General features: G+C 63.4%; 17 protein-coding genes. 9 read left to right on the top strand and 8 right to left on the bottom strand.

The genetic code is table 11. The features are described 5' to 3' along the window. Positions 1–11 precede the first annotated feature (11 nt). Positions 12–158: a hypothetical protein gene (locus VIL42_01615; GenBank protein ID HEY8591543.1), complete on the bottom strand. Its 147-nt coding sequence runs from the start codon at positions 156–158 to the stop codon at positions 12–14. Between the two features lie 138 nt (positions 159–296). Here VIL42_01615 and VIL42_01610 point away from each other — a divergent pair, with 138 nt between their 5' ends. Beyond that, a complete protein-coding gene (locus VIL42_01610; protein HEY8591542.1) occupies positions 297–482 on the top strand; it encodes a DUF3606 domain-containing protein in 186 nt (61 codons plus the stop codon). A gap of 52 nt (positions 483–534) precedes the next feature. Here VIL42_01610 and VIL42_01605 read toward each other — a convergent pair whose 3' ends face one another. Then, entirely contained in the window at positions 535–1,131 is a 597-nt protein-coding gene (locus VIL42_01605; protein ID HEY8591541.1) for a hypothetical protein, read from the bottom strand. 237 nt (positions 1,132–1,368) lie between these two features. Here VIL42_01605 and VIL42_01600 point away from each other — a divergent pair, with 237 nt between their 5' ends. Continuing rightward, a complete protein-coding gene (locus VIL42_01600) occupies positions 1,369–1,590 on the top strand; it encodes a hypothetical protein (GenBank protein HEY8591540.1) in 222 nt (73 codons plus the stop codon). A gap of 22 nt (positions 1,591–1,612) precedes the next feature. Then, a complete protein-coding gene (locus tag VIL42_01595) occupies positions 1,613–1,987 on the top strand; it encodes a hypothetical protein (protein ID HEY8591539.1) in 375 nt (124 codons plus the stop codon). A gap of 82 nt (positions 1,988–2,069) precedes the next feature. Here the strand turns inward: VIL42_01595 and VIL42_01590 are convergent, their stop codons facing one another. Then, the gene (locus VIL42_01590; GenBank protein HEY8591538.1) at positions 2,070–2,576 is read right to left on the bottom strand and encodes a hypothetical protein; all 507 of its coding nucleotides are present in this window, start codon (positions 2,574–2,576) and stop codon (positions 2,070–2,072) included. A 46-nt stretch (positions 2,577–2,622) separates the two neighbouring features. Between VIL42_01590 and VIL42_01585 the strand changes: the two genes are divergently transcribed. From VIL42_01585 to VIL42_01575, 3 genes are all read left to right on the top strand, one after another. After that, entirely contained in the window at positions 2,623–2,991 is a 369-nt protein-coding gene (locus VIL42_01585) for a hypothetical protein (protein ID HEY8591537.1), read from the top strand. Positions 2,992–3,127: 136 nt separating this feature from the next. Beyond that, entirely contained in the window at positions 3,128–3,397 is a 270-nt protein-coding gene (locus VIL42_01580; protein ID HEY8591536.1) for a DUF3606 domain-containing protein, read from the top strand. Then, positions 3,394–4,005, top strand: coding sequence for a hypothetical protein (locus VIL42_01575; protein ID HEY8591535.1), 612 nt, complete (start codon positions 3,394–3,396; stop codon positions 4,003–4,005). The genes VIL42_01580 and VIL42_01575 overlap by 4 nt, the downstream gene beginning before the upstream one ends. A 331-nt stretch (positions 4,006–4,336) precedes the next feature. On the opposite strand, the gene VIL42_01570 is transcribed toward VIL42_01575, so the two are convergent. Both VIL42_01570 and uvrA read right to left on the bottom strand, forming a co-directional pair. Continuing rightward, positions 4,337–5,461: a DGQHR domain-containing protein gene (locus VIL42_01570; protein HEY8591534.1), complete on the bottom strand. Its 1,125-nt coding sequence runs from the start codon at positions 5,459–5,461 to the stop codon at positions 4,337–4,339. A gap of 249 nt (positions 5,462–5,710) precedes the next feature. After that, positions 5,711–8,671 carry an excinuclease ABC subunit UvrA gene (gene uvrA, locus VIL42_01565; protein HEY8591533.1) on the bottom strand — a complete coding sequence of 987 codons (2,961 nt, stop codon included), beginning with the start codon at positions 8,669–8,671 and terminating at the stop codon, positions 5,711–5,713. Positions 8,672–9,508: 837 nt separating this feature from the next. On the opposite strand from uvrA, the gene VIL42_01560 reads away from it, so the two are divergent. Together VIL42_01560 and VIL42_01555 are read left to right on the top strand one after the other, a co-directional pair. Then, on the top strand, positions 9,509–9,721 hold the full coding sequence (locus tag VIL42_01560) for a hypothetical protein (GenBank protein HEY8591532.1): 213 nt from the start codon (positions 9,509–9,511) through the stop codon (positions 9,719–9,721). A gap of 361 nt (positions 9,722–10,082) precedes the next feature. After that, entirely contained in the window at positions 10,083–12,131 is a 2,049-nt protein-coding gene (locus VIL42_01555; GenBank protein ID HEY8591531.1) for a M13 family metallopeptidase, read from the top strand. A 63-nt stretch (positions 12,132–12,194) separates the two neighbouring features. Here VIL42_01555 and VIL42_01550 read toward each other — a convergent pair whose 3' ends face one another. The 3 genes from VIL42_01550 to VIL42_01540 form a co-directional block, all read right to left on the bottom strand. Further along, positions 12,195–12,833, bottom strand: a complete 639-nt coding sequence (locus VIL42_01550; protein HEY8591530.1) for a L,D-transpeptidase family protein — start codon at positions 12,831–12,833, stop codon at positions 12,195–12,197. 123 nt (positions 12,834–12,956) lie between these two features. Next, complete coding sequence (gene thpR, locus VIL42_01545; protein HEY8591529.1) at positions 12,957–13,490, bottom strand: RNA 2',3'-cyclic phosphodiesterase; 534 nt, start codon at positions 13,488–13,490, stop codon at positions 12,957–12,959. Positions 13,491–13,493: 3 nt separating this feature from the next. Further along, positions 13,494–13,886: an NUDIX domain-containing protein gene (locus tag VIL42_01540; protein HEY8591528.1), complete on the bottom strand. Its 393-nt coding sequence runs from the start codon at positions 13,884–13,886 to the stop codon at positions 13,494–13,496. Positions 13,887–14,074: 188 nt separating this feature from the next. Here VIL42_01540 and VIL42_01535 point away from each other — a divergent pair, with 188 nt between their 5' ends. After that, positions 14,075–14,824, top strand: coding sequence for a Bax inhibitor-1/YccA family protein (locus tag VIL42_01535; GenBank protein HEY8591527.1), 750 nt, complete (start codon positions 14,075–14,077; stop codon positions 14,822–14,824). The last annotated feature ends 209 nt before the right edge of the window (positions 14,825–15,033 follow it).

The raw sequence follows: 15,033 nt of genomic DNA, 5'->3' as shown, positions 1-15,033 counted from the left end.
AGCTCCTTGCTCTAGAAAAACAGCTGCGTCGGGATCAGCGCGACCAGCGCCAGCACCGGCAGGCAGCCCCAGCCGAGGTCGAGGCATCCGCCCTGCTTGGTCGCGCTGTCGCCCTCGCCATGGGCGGACGGGGCTTCGCTCGGTGCTTCATTGGCCATGCTCTTGCTCCTTCACCGGCCGAACGGGCGGGGAGGAGAGGGCGTTCCTACGGCTATTTGGCCGGGGTGCGCGCCGCGACAGCGGGAACAGCCGGAATCCCGGCGGCGTTGGTGCGCCAGACAAGAGGGAGATCGATGATGGCAGACGACAAGAACAACCGCGGCGGGCGCGACCGCAGCCGGGTTGCGGCGGGTCAGGGCTATGAGCTCGGCTATTTCGCCCGCAAGCACGGCATCCCGCGCGAGGAAGCGCGCAAGCTGATCGAAAAGGTCGGCAACGACCGGGAGAAGCTGAACGCGGCGGCGGAGAAGCTGAAGCGGTAGACGCTCGCCGATTTCGGCGGCGGGGCAGCCGTAGCGCCCCGCCGCCGATGTGCTAGTAGCGGCGACGATCGGCCTGGGTGACGCGGACGCCGGTCACTGCGCCGCGGTAATCGACGCTGCAGCGGAAGCTGAGGTCGCCCTGGGCATAGGCCTGGTTCTGATAACCGTAGCCGTTCTGATAGCCCTGGTTATAGCCGCTGCTGATCAGGCCGCGAACGCGCAGCCCGTTGTTGCGGCGTTCGACATTGGAGATGGCGGTGATCCGCATAGCCGGGGCGGCGATCGGCCGGTTGTAGCCATAGCCCTGCTGACCATAGCCGTAGCCCTGGTTGGTGCCGCGATACTGCGCCTGCGCCTGGGCAAGTGCAGCGGTCGCGCACTGGGTCACCGCGGTGCGGTCGTTCACCGCATAGCGGTTACCGAGCAAGCTATCGATGATCTGCTGGACCGGGTTCTGGGACTGCCCATAGGCGTAAGGTTGCGCGTATGGCTGCGCGTAGGGCTGTGCATACGGCTGCGCGTACGGCTGGGCGTACGGCTGGGCGTAGGGCTGCTGATATTGCGGATAGTAAGTGCTCTGCGCCGCCGCCGGGACGGCCAGGCCGCCGACCGCTGCTGCGCCGGCAAGATATTTGATGATGCTGTGCATGGTGAAATCTTCCGTTCTCGACCGAAAAGCGCCGGTGAGTTCGGGTACAGAACGAAGCCAGGCGCGAAACGCCGCATGAACTGAAAACAACAACCATGCTCGGCAGTCCGGGGGACTGCCGAGGACCGCGTCGCCGCGCAGCAGCCTCCGCATCAGCCGAGCCGGGCGACGGGGCAGGCGGGCCGCTAAACTCAAGCCGCGGCTCGTGCGTTCGAAGCCATGAGAGAAGGAGGACGCATGACCAGCAGCAAGCATGATCCGAACCAGGCCGGCGAAGCGGACCTCGCGGACGACCTGGAGCGCAACCCGGGTATCGGCGAGAGCAAGGGCGCATTCGCAGCGACCGGCGAAGACCCGCAGACAGCGGAAGGCGACAATACGGTCGAAGGCGACGTCGAGAATGACGCCGGGCTCGGCCAGGGCGCCAACCCGGCCCAGCTCGGCCGGACCAACAGCTAGGCCGGGCGAGGAGAGGGCAAACATGACCGAAGACCGGGAAGACACGACAGATCATCCGCAGACGATCGACAATGAACCGCTCGACGAGGTGCGCGGCGGCGCGATGTCGAGCGAGCAGCAGGACAGCCGCGGCGGCGGCGATTCCTCCGCCCAGGAGGTGCCGAGCGGCGAAGGCGAGGCAGGCCCCGCCGATCAGGTGCTGAGCGAGGGCGACGCCGAGGCGGTGCGCGCGCAGGCGCAGGGCGGCCGGACGATCGGCGATTCCATCCACGGCGGCGCCGGGCTCGACCAGGGATCGGGAACCGCAGGCGACAAGGGTGACCTCGGCGGCGGCGACCCGCAAAAGGTCGGCGGCCCCAGCGGCGGCAGCGCGCGGCCGGGCGGCGGCGCGGGCTGAGGTCCTAGCGGCCGAGGCGCGGTCCGCACCGGGCGGGCGGCGCCACTAGGAGGTGCCGGCGCACTGGGCGCCGGCAGCTTTATCAATAGGCGGTCTGTTCTTTGACCATCGCCGTGACGATCTGGCCCGGCAGCATGACGGCGGATCGGCCAGTGATCAGGATCGATCCGAGCAAGGCGCCGACCGTGTTGCCTCTGCCTTCCTGCCGGTGAACGCCCATCAGCGGGAAGGTCTTGCCATTGGCAGCGACGCTTTCGAACGTGATGTCGAACTTGCCCGACTTTCCGCCGATCGCGCGGCCGGTCTTCATTGTGACGACGCCGGTTGCGATCGAGCCGCGTGGAATCACCACGACACCATTGTCGACCACGTCATTGACGACCGTGAACTTATAGCGCTCGCCTTCCGTGATGTGCTTGCTGCTGAGTTCCTGCATGGCGGCGAGCTGCACCTGGGTGCCGCCTGGCAACGAGCGCTGCGCGAGCTGCACAAGGGTCGGCCCCGGCTGGCCCGCTGTCGCGGCTTGGGCGTAAGCGTAAGAAGACGTTGGCGCGAGCAACAGCGCGCACGCGAGAACACGCGGATTCATTTCGATTTATCCCCCTGATGTCGGATGACTTCCGAGCAGCAGCAGAGTGGCAGAAGAAGCGGCGCGGTCAAGCGCTTCAATCCCGATGCATGCTGCCCATATCGGCACCATGGCGTTCGATCTCGGCAGGGCGATGCTCAAGAAGCAGGAGCATGAGTCCGCGCGTCTGATGGACTTTGAGTTCCGTCACCGCGCGCGGACGTTCCGGCTGCTGGCGCGGGCGCTGGGGATGGACGAAGCGGCGGTGGTGAAACGGACCGCGCGCGGCAGCGACGAGGAGGTGCTCGCCTGGCTCGAGGAGCAGGTGCCGCAGCCGCCGGCGGAGCTGCGCCGCCTCTACGTCCGCTGCTCGGCGGAGGCGCGGACGGCGCTGATCAAGGAGCTAGGCGACCCGACGCCGCATCGGTTGGCTTAGGACTGAAGCAGCGGCAGCTGTGCCGACATGCTACTAGGACATTCACCAATGCTAGCGGCGGGGAACAAAGCGCCCACCATTGCAGGTGTTGTTTGCTCTCGGCGAACGCGCATATTGAACGCAGTAGGAGACGTGCGTGGCTGACAATAAAAGCAAGCGAGGCGGCCGTGACCGCAGCCGGGCCGCTGGCGGGCAGGGGTATGAACTCGGATATTTCGCTCGCAAACACGGGCTCAGCCGCGATCAAGCGCGCGCGCTCATTACAAAGGTCGGGAACGATCGCGAGAAGCTCAATGCCGCCGCGGAACGCCTCAGCGGCGTCTCGGGCTATGACCGCGTGAGCGCCGCAAAAGCGGCGCGCGCTGTTGAACAGTATCTCAAGGGACACCGAGGCGGTCGGCGGTGACTCGAGCCAGGGACGTTTTCATAAACTGCCCGTTCGACGATCAGTACCGCCCGCTGTTCGATGCAATCACCTTTGCTGTTATCGCTTGCGGATTCCGCGCTCGGTCAGCCCTTGAGTATTCAGATGCGACTGAAAACCGGATTGACAAGCTTTATCGAATCATCGGTGAGGCTCGCCTCGGTATACATGACCTCTCGCGGACTGAGGTGGACGAAAGCAGCCAACTGCCCAGATTCAACATGCCCCTCGAACTCGGCGTTTTCTTAGGAGCGAAACGCTTTGGCGATGCAGATCAGAAGAGGAAAAACTGTTTGGTGTTGGACCGGGAACCGCACCGCTTTCAGCAATTCATATCTGATCTCGGCGGCGTGGATGTTACTACGCATAACAACGACACCAATGATGCAATTAGGGCTGTGAGGAACTGGCTGCAAACGGCATCGCGAAGGCGCACGATTCCTGCGGCGCAGCTGATTATCGACAGCTATAACGAATTCGCTGCCGCGCTCCCTGAGCTTGCCGCTGAAACAGGCGCAAACGTAACGGACTTGACGTTCAAGGATTTGGGCCAGTTCGCTGACGCTTGGAGCAAGGCGCGGGCGGCCTAGTAGCTAACGGGAGAATCCAAGGTATTTAGAACTGGCAAGCGCCGGTGCCTGACCCGGTGCATGTTGAGCCACCCCCGTTCCACGGCATTTATTTCCTCGCACTGTAGCCAATGAAAGCAAACAGCTCGACCTTCCGCGGTCGACGAGATTTTCGCAGGGTCATCCAGGTGTTGGAGCATCCTGGATTGCAGGTGTGAGGCAAGCCCGGCGTACAGGACGTGACCGGTTGCCGTCGTAAGAGCATAGCATCCGGAGCCAGTCGGCACGAACTTTGATGTGTCTCTGCGGAAGGGTTCAACTCCGGTCGGCGCCGGCCTAAGCTCGCGAACGTTCAAATCTCGATTTCGGCTGACATCCCGCTCTTGTGAAGCGCGCCAGCCATCTCCTGCACCATCGCGGCAATCGCGGCGGCATTCAACATTCCCGCTTTCCCGCCGGTCTTCCAAAACTCCGGATGACCTACACCGGCGAACTCACCGTCCATATTCTCAAAACAGCGTTCCAGAGCGCCCTTCATGTCTTCTACTTTGAAGCTCCCCTTATCCATCATTCTCATGAAGAACGGCACAGAAAAGCGGGAGAACAGCTCAACGCCATTGTATTTGTACAGTGTATCTGAGTCGCCGTCGTCGAGGAGGCTGGCAACTGCTTTCCAGTAGTTCAAATATACCTTCTTTTCGCGATCGAAATCTTTTAGCGCTGTGATTGGGTTGTTCGCCGTTAGGACGTATTTGATGATCGCCTTGGCGAATGTGTCTTGTTTGATGGCGAAACCGCCCCCCTGCGCGTTCGCCATCTGAACCTTCGAATGCCAAGGCGAGTCTGCGGTCGTGTTGAGGTACTCGATCATCTTGAGTGCACGATCAACTTCTCCGCGCTCGACAATGCGCCGAATCCAGCGAGGAAGGCTCGGGACATCTTCAAACTCAATCGCGTCACTGAGCCTAGCGACGATCTGCTGTTCGACGGCCTTGTCGACGCTCTTTTGAGTCGTGTTGACAATGAGGAAGTGGCACATCTGCGCAAGCTGATTGAGATTGGTCGCGATGTTTACGGGTACCTCGAAATCAAGCACGCGCGCGTCTTTACCAGCTGCAAGCCGCAGCCCCTCCAAGCGGTGTTGGCCATCGACAACGCTGAAAGGACCGACTGCATCGGTATCGATCGTAAGCGTGTTGTTGCTCTCATTTATGTAGAGTTGCTTGTCTGTGGCGAGGAAGACCGAGGTGGGGAGGAAGGCATCTTTAGTGTCCTGTCCGGCGATGACGTAATCCGCCAGCCGCTTTGCTCGGGCAGTGTTCAAGAGGCGTTGATACCCCTTGTCGCCGCTTTCCGGGTCCAGAGTGTCAACGCTGTAAAAGCCCGGCTCTAAAAGATCTTTCACCCGAATCGCCGTGGCAAACAGCGAAAGAGTGCCCTGCTGAACGCGCGCGGCAGGTACATTAATCGTCGCCATAGTTCCCCCTATTCGGCTTTTGCAGTTTAGACCGACGACTTGCCTTGTGAAGTCAGAAGATTAGCCTTCGCCCTACTTCGCTGCGTAATCCACCGGAGCCTTACGCGCGCGTTTCACCTTCTTCGGCGCCGCACTCACCACCTCAGGCTCCACGGACGCCCGGTCTAGCAGGGCCCCGGATCCAGCCCGGGGTGTCGCCCCCTTCGGGGCTCCAGCCGATACACCTGCCCTGCGATAACTCAGGACGTGCTATTCGGCAGCAACATCTTCGACTACGCGCCGGCGAGCGCGTTTGACCGGTTTCGCCTGAACGACTTCAGGTTTCACGCTCGCCCGCTCCAGCAGCGGCTTCAAATACATCCCCGTCGCCGACCCCGCGCTCGCCGCCACCGTCTCCGGCGTACCCTCCACGACTATGCGACCCCCATTAACGCCGCCGCCGGGGCCCATGTCGATGATCCAGTCCGCCGTCTTGATGACGTCGAGATTATGCTCGATCACCACCACCGTGTTGCCGGTGTCGACCAGGCGGTGGAGGACTTCGAGGAGCTTGCGGACGTCCTCGAAATGCAGGCCGGTGGTGGGCTCATCGAGGATGTAGAGGGTCTTGCCGGTGGCTCTACGCGACAGCTCCTTCGACAGCTTGACGCGCTGGGCCTCACCGCCGCTGAGCGTCGTCGCCGGCTGGCCGACCTTGACGTAGCCGAGGCCGACTTCCTTCAGCATCTCCATCTTGTCCCGGATGCCGGGGACCGCCTTGAAGAAGTCGCACGCGTCCTCGACCGTCATGTCGAGCACGTCGGCGATGCTCTTGCCCTTGAACTTCACCTCCAGCGTTTCGCGATTGTAGCGGGCGCCGTGGCAGACGTCGCAGGTGACGTAGACGTCGGGCAGGAAGTGCATCTCGATCTTCAGCAGGCCGTCGCCCTGGCACGCCTCGCACCGGCCGCCCTTGACGTTGAAGGAGAAGCGGCCGGGCTTGTAGCCGCGCGCCTTCGCCTCCGGCAGGCCGGCGAACCAGTCGCGGATGTTGGTGAAGGCGCCGGTGTAGGTGGCCGGGTTGGAGCGCGGGGTGCGGCCGATCGGCGACTGATCGATGTCGATGACCTTGTCGCAATGTTCGAGGCCGGTGATGCCGGTGCACGGGCCGCAGGGGATGCGGGCGCTGTTCAGCGCGCGGGCGGCCCCGGCGTAGAGCGTGTCGATGGTGAGCGACGACTTGCCGCTGCCGGAGACGCCGGTGACCGCGGTGAAGGTGCCGAGCGGGAATTTGGCGGTGACGTCCTGGAGATTGTTGGCGGTGGCGCCCTTGACCGTGAGGAACTTGCCGTTGCCCTTGCGGCGCTTGGCCGGGACCGGGATCTCTCGGCGGCCGCTGAGGTAGGCGGCGGTGATCGATTCCTCGCAGGCCATCAGCTCGGCGAGCGTGCCGGAGCAGACGACGGTGCCGCCATGGACGCCGGCGCCCGGACCCATGTCGATGACATGGTCGGCGGTGCGGATCGCGTCCTCGTCATGTTCGACGACCAGCACGGTGTTGCCGAGGCCGCGCAGGCGCTTGAGGGTCTCGAGGAGGCGGTCGTTGTCCTTCTGGTGAAGGCCGATCGAGGGTTCGTCGAGGACGTAGAGGACGCCCGAGAGGCCGCTGCCGATCTGCGACGCGAGGCGGATGCGCTGGCTCTCGCCGCCGGACAGGGTGCCGCTGGTGCGGTCGAGGTGGAGATAGTCGAGGCCGACATTGTGGAGGAAGCCGAGGCGCTCGTTGATCTCCTTGAGGATGGCCTTTGCGATCTCGTTCTGGGTGGGCGTGAGCCTCTCGTGCAGGCTGCCGAACCAGGCGTGGGCGTCGGCGACGCTGCGGCGGGACGACATGCTGATGTCCTCGCCGGCGATCTTCACGGAGAGCGCTTCGGGCTTGAGGCGGGCGCCGTGGCAGACTTCGCAGGGTTGCGAGGACTGGTAGCGGCTAAGCTCCTCGCGCATCCACGCGCTTTCGGTCGACAGCATGCGGCGGTTGAGGTTGCCGAGCACGCCTTCGAACGGCTTCTTCACTTCGTAAGAGCGGCGCCCGTCGATGAAGCGCAAGGTGACCGCCTTGCCGGCGGTGCCGTGGAGGATGACGCGCTGCGCTTCCTCGGGGAGGTCCTTCCACGGCACGTTGAGCTCGAAGCCATAGGCGCGCGCGAGGCTGGACAGCACCTGCATGTAATAGGGGCTGGGCGGGTTCGACTTGGCCCAGGGCACGACGGCGCCCTTGGCGATCGAGAGTGCGTGGTTGGGGACGACCAAATCAGGGTCGAAGACGAGCTTCTCGCCGAGGCCGTCGCAGGCGGGGCAGGCGCCCTGCGGGGCGTTGAACGAGAAGAGCCGCGGCTCGATCTCGGCGATGGTGAAGCCGCTTACGGGGCAGGCGAACTTCTCGGAGAAGACGATGCGCCCCGGCGCGCCGAAGTCGAGCTTCATGCCCTTGGCGGCGGGCTCTTCCGCCGGCGGGTCGGCTGGGTCGAGATAGGCGAGTCCCTCGGCGAGCTTCAGCGCCGTCTCGAAGCTGTCGGCGAGGCGGCTCTCGATGCCGTCGCGGACGACGATGCGGTCGACCACCACTTCGATGTCGTGCTTGTACTTCTTGTCGAGCGCGGGCGCGTCCTCGATGGCGTAGAATTGGCCGTCGATGCGGACGCGCTGGAAGCCGGCCTTCTGCCACTCAGCCAGCTCTTTCTTATACTCGCCCTTGCGGCCGCGGATGACCGGCGCGAGCAGGTAATGGCGGCTGCCCTCGGGCAGAGCCATCACGCGGTCGACCATCTGGCTGACCTGCTGCGCCTCGATCGGGAGACCCGTGGCGGGCGAATAAGGAATGCCGACGCGCGCCCACAAAAGGCGCATGTAATCGTAGATTTCAGTCACGGTGGCGACAGTTGAGCGCGGGTTGCGCGAGGTCGTCTTCTGCTCGATCGAGATCGCCGGCGACAGGCCGTCGATATGCTCGACATCCGGCTTCTGCATCATCTCGAGGAACTGCCGGGCATAGGCCGACAGACTCTCCACGTAGCGGCGCTGGCCTTCGGCATAGATGGTGTCGAAGGCGAGGGACGACTTGCCCGAGCCGCTCAAGCCCGTGATGACCGTCAGGCTCTCGCGCGGGATGTCGATGTCGACACCCTTGAGGTTGTGCTCGCGGGCACCTCGGACAGAAATGTGAGTCAGCATCTTGGCGCGTTCGTTCCGTTTATGTTCTGAGTAGCGCGAGGCGGCTCCCCCGGTCAACGCGGCTGTTGGATGTGGGTGCCGGGTGCCGCCTGCGCAAGCGTTTGACGACGCACGTCTTCAATGGCAGCTTTGTGTCGCCCTCGGATGCTCGGACCCGACGGCGTGTTGCAATTCGAGCGGGTTTATTCCGTCGGAGACATGCAATGCGCTGCTCTAGTATGCGGACTCCACAGCGGGGTTCCTAACGGGCAGGATATTGCCGTGCAGCTCTTCACTCACCGAAGATCCGGTAAGGCGGGGGGCATCGGTTCGTTTCTTGTGCTCGCCTGGAATGCATACTCTCACTTGCAGACCGCCGAGGGGGTGCCAGAAGACGCACGGTGGGTCGTGCGAATGCTTGAGCATGCCCCCGGGTGATTTATGTACATCCCTTTCGGTGGGCTCCTTATTTGGAGCGTGTGGCCGGAGAGACGGAATCCGATCAAGCAAGCGGTGCCAGCTCCAGTTCAACCTCGTCGTGGAGCAGCCTCTACCGGTTGCGACGCCGGAACCGCTTGCCGTCCCAGAGACGCCATGGCTCAACCTGCAAGGCTCCAAGCATCACCTTGACCGTCTGATCGAAAGCATCACTACTAGGGTTGGCGAGGCAGAGCACACCTTGGCCAGCTACCGGCAGTACGTGAGGAACCTATGGCAAGGCCCGCTAAGCGGGAAAGCAACGCATGACGTTCGGCTGTTGGAACATGAGCTCGACATAGCATTCCGAGCTCTCAGCAGCCTGCCGGAAGTTACGGGCGACAAATTGAGTTGAAGCGCCGAAGACCTTCGTTTGTTGAGATGCCGCTCGATGACACGATGGAGACCGACAGACGTCCGTTTGCTCCGGAGCGCAACAAAGCGTTCTTGAATGCTCACGAGCGCAACATCGAGGATTACGAGTCTGCCATAACTTCTCATCAAAGCGCGCTTCAGGGTTATCGGCAGGAGCTGGCGAGAATGAATGAGCAAATCAACGACGAAGCCAGTAAAATGCAGAGTGAGCAAAGCTGAAAGTGAATTGCTGGCCGGTACGGCAGTAAGCGACGGTGAGCCGTAGGGAGCTATCGAGCGGAACTCAGCGCTTTAGCTGTACTCAGGTCGCCGGAAACCTCGAGTATTCTTTCCCCTGAGATGAGTCTGCTAACGATGTTCCCGCGCTCAGGAGCGTCGGAAACCCCACCGTTGTTCACTGACCTGTCGTTCGGCTCCTGTAGCGGTCGGGAGACACAGGTTGTTGATCCGGCGATCGAGCCAAAAATCCAAAGGCGCGGCAGAGGGTTCGTCGATGGACTCGTGACGCTTGTCGACAGCGGCTGGCGCATGGAGGCGCGCGGTTCCACCCGTTCAAAGCTGCTTTAGACGGGGGATGATAATGACTGTTCGACTTGGCGCTTGGGGTCTTCGAGGCGCCGCCGTTCTTCTTGCCGGCTGTGCCGCGGTTAGCGCGCCGGCCGTCGCCCGGCAGGCCGCCGCGCAATCGGCCGCGAGCCAGCCTGTCCGGTACGGCACCTGGGGCGTGGACCTGGATGCGCGCGACCCGTCGGTGAAGCCCGGGGACGATTTTCAGCGCTTCGCTTCCGGCAAATGGCTCGATGCCAATCCGGTGCCTGCGGACAAGCAGGGCAATGGCAGCGGCTCCGAAGTCTATGACCGGACTCAGGACCAGCTGCAGAAGATCGTCACCAGCGCGCCGAAAGACAGCCAGCTGGGCGCCTTTTACGCCAGCTGGATGGACGAGCCGCTGCTGGAGACGCTCGACGCCAAGCCGCTAAAGGCCGACCTCGCACGCGTTGACGCAATCAAGACGAAGCCGGAATTCACGCGCTACATGGCGAAGACGCTCAGCGACTTCGGATCGACCCTGTTCGGCATGGGCAAGATCCCGGACCCGAACAATCCGGCCACCAACATGCTTTATCTGGGCACGTCCGGCATGGGGCTCCCGGACCGGGACTATTATCTCGACGACAAGTACAAGCCGCAGCGCGAGGCCTATCGCGCTTATGTCGAGCGGACGCTGAAGATGATCGGCACGCCGGCGCCGGCTGCCGCGGCGGACCAGGTGCTTGGGTTCGAGACCGAGATCGCCAAGCTTTCGTGGCCGCGCACCGAGCTGCGCAAGATCGAAAAGCTCAACAATCACATGACGCCGGCTGAGCTCGCCGCTTATGCGCCGGGGCTGAACTGGAGTGCCTATCTTCGCAACGCGGGGATCCCGCCGGTCAACGACGTGCTGGTCAGCGATAATACGGCGATCAAGGCGCTTGCGGCGCTTTATGCGAAGACGCCGCTGTCGACGCTGAAGACCTGGCAGCGGTTCAAGGTCGCCGACCAGGCTTCGCCCTATCTGTCGAAGCGCTTCATCGACAATAAGTTCGAGTTCCAGAAGGCGCTGTCGGGCGTCAAGGAACTGCGTCCCCGCTGGCGGCGCGGCATCGACCAGGTCGACAACCGGCTCGGCGAACTGCTCGGCAAGACCTACATCGAGCAATATTTCTCGCCGGATTCGAAGGCGAAAATGGAAGCCCTGGTCGGCAATTTGAAGCTGGCCGCGGCCGAGCGCATCAAGGGCAATAGCTGGATGAGCGAAGCGACCAAGCAGGCCGCGCTCGTGAAGCTCGACAAGATGCAAGTGATGGTCGGCTATCCGGAGAAATTCCGCGACTATTCCAAGCTGACGATGAAAGCCGGCGACCTGTACGGCAATGTGAAGCGATCGAGCGCGTTCGAGTGGGCGGACGAGGTCGACCAGATCGGCAAACCGGTCGACAAGAAGAAGTGGAGCATGAGCCCGGCAACGGTCGATGCCTACAATGCCTTCTTCGAGAACAAGATCGTCTTTCCGGCGGGGATCCTGCAAGCGCCCTACTTCGCGCCGAGCGCGGATCCGGCCGTCAACTACGGCGCGATCGGCGCGATCATCGGCCATGAGATCATGCACGGCTTCGACGACCAGGGGCGCAAGTTCGACAGCAACGGCGCCGCCAAGGACTGGTGGCAGCCGGCGGATGCGACCCGGTTCAAGGCGCTGACCGACGAGCTCGGCAAGCAATATTCGTCCTACGAAGCGGCGCCCGGGATCTTCATCAACGGTGAATTCACGATGGGCGAGAATATCGGCGACATGTCCGGCCTGCAGGTCGCGTATGACGCTTACCGTATGTCGCTGGGCGGCAAGGAAGCGCCGGTGATCGACGGGCTGACCGGCGACCAGCGCTTTTTCCTGGCGTTCGCGCAGGCGTGGCGCGGGAACCAGCGTCCGGAAGCGATCAAGACGCAGGTGGCGAGCGATCCGCACAGCCCGCGCCGCTATCGGATCATTGGGCCGCTGCGGAACCTCGACGCCTGGTACAAGGCGTTCGACATCGGACCGGACAGCAAGTTCTACGTGGCACCGGAAAAGCGCGTCCGCATCTGGTGAGCTGCCAGGGATGAACGCGTTTGGGGGAGTCGCCTTAACCGGCGGCTCCCCTTTTCTTGGGGCTCAGGCGGCGATCACCACCTCGGTGCCGACCTTGGTCACCTTGAACAGCTTCTGCGCGAAGTCGCGCGGCAGGCGGACGCAGCCGTGGCTGGCGGGCTTGCCGGGAATGTGGCCGGCGTGAAGCGCGACGCCGTCGTTGGTCAGGCGCTGCATGAACGGCATCGGCGCATTGTCATACTTGTTCGAGAAATGGACGGCGCGCTTCTCCGTAATGCGGAAGGTGCCGGTCGGCGTCGCATGGCCATTACGGCCGGTCGAGACCGTGGTCACCGCCGCAAGCTTGCCGCCGCGATACAGGTAGGCGCGCTGCTCGGAGATCGAGACGTGGAGGGCCGCGTCGCCGCTTGCCTGCTCTTCGGCCCAGACGAAGGTGCCGGGCTTCAGTTCTTTCGCGCGCAGCTCGTCGTCGGGCTCGGGCTCGGCAGCAACCGGAGTCGCGGGCGCCTGCCGCGCCGGCAGCGTCTGGGCCTCGATGACGACGCCGACCGGCGAGTGCGGCGCGACGGCTTCAATGCGCTGCGGCTGCTCGGCGGCGAAGACCGGCACCGCGGCGGCGAGCATCACGCTTGCGCATGACAGCGAGAGCATGATGGTGGCGACGCGGCGGAGGGCGCCGGTGTCGATTTGTTGTGCGTGCATTGTCTTGTCCCCGGTTGATTTGATGTGATTTGATGGCGGGGCATTTGGAGGCGGCGCATCGCAATCGTTCGCCGGGCACGCGGGAAATTTGTTGCAATTGTTACGGGCACGACGCGAGTTGGATCAGCCGAGCGGGTAGGTCTCGACGGTTTGATATTGGGCGCCGTGGCGGGACAGGCGGCTTTCGAACAAAGCGAAGGAATCGACGGTAAACGGGTCCGATGAAAGGCCGCGGTTGCGGTCGAGGAAGTCGGCGACTTCGCGAGTGCGGCGGCCCTTCCAGCGCGCAAGCGTGATGTGGGGGTGGAAGGCGCGGCGCTCGGGCTCGAGGCCGACGGACTGGCAGACTCGCTCGACCTTGGCGGCGAGCGCGGCCACGGGCGGCTTCGGTTCGACACCTGCCCAAAGCGCGCCGGAGCTGCGCTGTTCGAAGCGGCCGGCGGCGGCGATGCGCAACTCGAACGCGTCGGCGCTGATGCGCGACAATGCGTGGGCGAGATCCTCGGCAACGGGGCGCTCGACCTCGCCGACGAAGCGCAGGGTAAGGTGCAGCTGCTCCTCGTCCTGCCAGCGGAAATCGGCGCCGTCGTCCATCGCGTCGATCAGCAGATCGCGGATTGGCTCCGGCGGGCGGATGGCGACGAACAGGCGGTGCATCGGCTAGCTTCCCGGCGCTAACTGCGCGACCCAGCGACGGGTGGTGTGGTGCGTGTCTTCGGGGAGGTCGGCAAGGTCGAATTCGCCTACGCGCTCGACTTCGAGGGACCATCTGCGCGGACGGTAGCGGACGTCCTCGACGATCAGCAGCGTCGAGCGGTCGCGCTTATAGTCGATGCTGTCGTCCTCCTCGCCGACGACACGCACGCGGCCGTGCGACATCATGCCGATTTCCTCGCGCAGTTCGCGAAGTGCCGCGGCTACGGGATCTTCGTCGGGCGAGCGGCCGCCGCCGGGGACGCGCCAGCCATGCGCATAACGAAGCTTCACGAGAACGATCTTGCGCTGAGGAGTCAGGGCCAAGGCATGAGCGCCGTACGTGCGGGGGCGGCGCACGTACCAACTCAGCTGCAGAACCTTGTGAGCAGCAGTCACAAAGATCCGCAGCAAAGTGTCTGCTGCTGCACCTCGGCTTTTGGGCGTTTCAGGGATGTTTGATGTCCGGTTTTGCTTGAATCCCCATAGAGCATCCACGATATTCGCAGCTAGCGACAGGGCCAATTGCCCCGCGCAAAGGAGATAGAATGGCCAATTGGCAAGACCCGCGTACGACGACGACAGGGATGAACCCCGCCGCCGCCACGGTCGGCGTTCCGCGCGCTGCCCGCGATGCGGGCCTGCGGTCGTACATGCTTTCGGTTTACAACTATATGGCGTCGGGCGTGCTGCTGACGGGCATCATCGCCCTTCTGTTCGCGCCTTATGCCGGCGATGTGCTGCGTTCGCCCAATGGCGGAATGAGCGGCCTCGGCTGGATCGTCATGCTGTCGCCGCTCGCGATCGTGTTCGCGATGAGCTTCGGCATGCAGCGCATGAAGACGTCGACGCTGCAGCTTCTGTTCTGGGCGTTCGCGGGCCTGATGGGCCTGTCGATGTCGACCATCTTCCTGGTCTTCACCGGCACGTCGATCGCGCAGACCTTCTTCGCCGTCGCGGCCGCGTTCATGGGGCTCAGCCTCTACGGCTACACGACCAAGAAGGACCTCAGCGGCTTCGGCACGTTCCTGATCATGGGCGTCGTCGGGCTTCTGGTCGCAATGCTCATCAACCTGTTCCTGCAGTCGAGCGCGATGGCGCTGGCAATCAGCGCGATCGGCGTCCTGCTGTTCGCCGGCCTGACCGCCTACGACACGCAGCGGATCAAGAGCATGTATTTCTACGTCCAGGGCACCGAGATGATGGGCAAGACCGTCATCATGGGCGCGCTGACCCTGTACCTGGACTTCATCAACATGTTCCAGTTCCTGCTCAGCTTCATGGGCGATCGGCGCTAAGCGAAGCAGCATTCAACAGACGGGAAGGGCCGGGGGAAACTCCGGCCCTTTTCTTTTGCGTCAGGCGGCGACGCCGCGCTCGAGCTCGTGGCGTGGATGAGATAGTCGCGCAGGCGGGTCGCGGGAGCGTTGAGGTTGGCCGATTCGATCAACCCCACTTCAATGGAGAGACCGGATCTTCGCTTGGCCAGGGCCAGTGAGGCCTCGCG

The organism is Sphingomicrobium sp. (assembly GCA_036563485.1).
GTDB lineage: Bacteria > Pseudomonadota > Alphaproteobacteria > Sphingomonadales > Sphingomonadaceae > Sphingomicrobium.
This window is presented reverse-complemented; position numbering and strand designations above follow the sequence as displayed.

Coding starts and splice junctions, on each gene's coding strand:
- VIL42_01590 (HEY8591538.1), bottom strand. CDS start 2,576: ATGAATCCGCGTGTTCTCGCGTGCGCGCTGTTGCTCGCGCCAACGTCT.
- VIL42_01610 (HEY8591542.1), top strand. CDS start 297: ATGGCAGACGACAAGAACAACCGCGGCGGGCGCGACCGCAGCCGGGTT.
- VIL42_01615 (HEY8591543.1), bottom strand. CDS start 158: ATGGCCAATGAAGCACCGAGCGAAGCCCCGTCCGCCCATGGCGAGGGC.
- VIL42_01570 (HEY8591534.1), bottom strand. CDS start 5,461: ATGGCGACGATTAATGTACCTGCCGCGCGCGTTCAGCAGGGCACTCTT.
- uvrA (HEY8591533.1), bottom strand. CDS start 8,671: ATGCTGACTCACATTTCTGTCCGAGGTGCCCGCGAGCACAACCTCAAG.
- thpR (HEY8591529.1), bottom strand. CDS start 13,490: ATGCACCGCCTGTTCGTCGCCATCCGCCCGCCGGAGCCAATCCGCGAT.
- VIL42_01560 (HEY8591532.1), top strand. CDS start 9,509: ATGCCGCTCGATGACACGATGGAGACCGACAGACGTCCGTTTGCTCCG.
- VIL42_01605 (HEY8591541.1), bottom strand. CDS start 1,131: ATGCACAGCATCATCAAATATCTTGCCGGCGCAGCAGCGGTCGGCGGC.
- VIL42_01535 (HEY8591527.1), top strand. CDS start 14,075: ATGGCCAATTGGCAAGACCCGCGTACGACGACGACAGGGATGAACCCC.
- VIL42_01600 (HEY8591540.1), top strand. CDS start 1,369: ATGACCAGCAGCAAGCATGATCCGAACCAGGCCGGCGAAGCGGACCTC.
- VIL42_01550 (HEY8591530.1), bottom strand. CDS start 12,833: ATGCACGCACAACAAATCGACACCGGCGCCCTCCGCCGCGTCGCCACC.
- VIL42_01595 (HEY8591539.1), top strand. CDS start 1,613: ATGACCGAAGACCGGGAAGACACGACAGATCATCCGCAGACGATCGAC.
- VIL42_01555 (HEY8591531.1), top strand. CDS start 10,083: ATGACTGTTCGACTTGGCGCTTGGGGTCTTCGAGGCGCCGCCGTTCTT.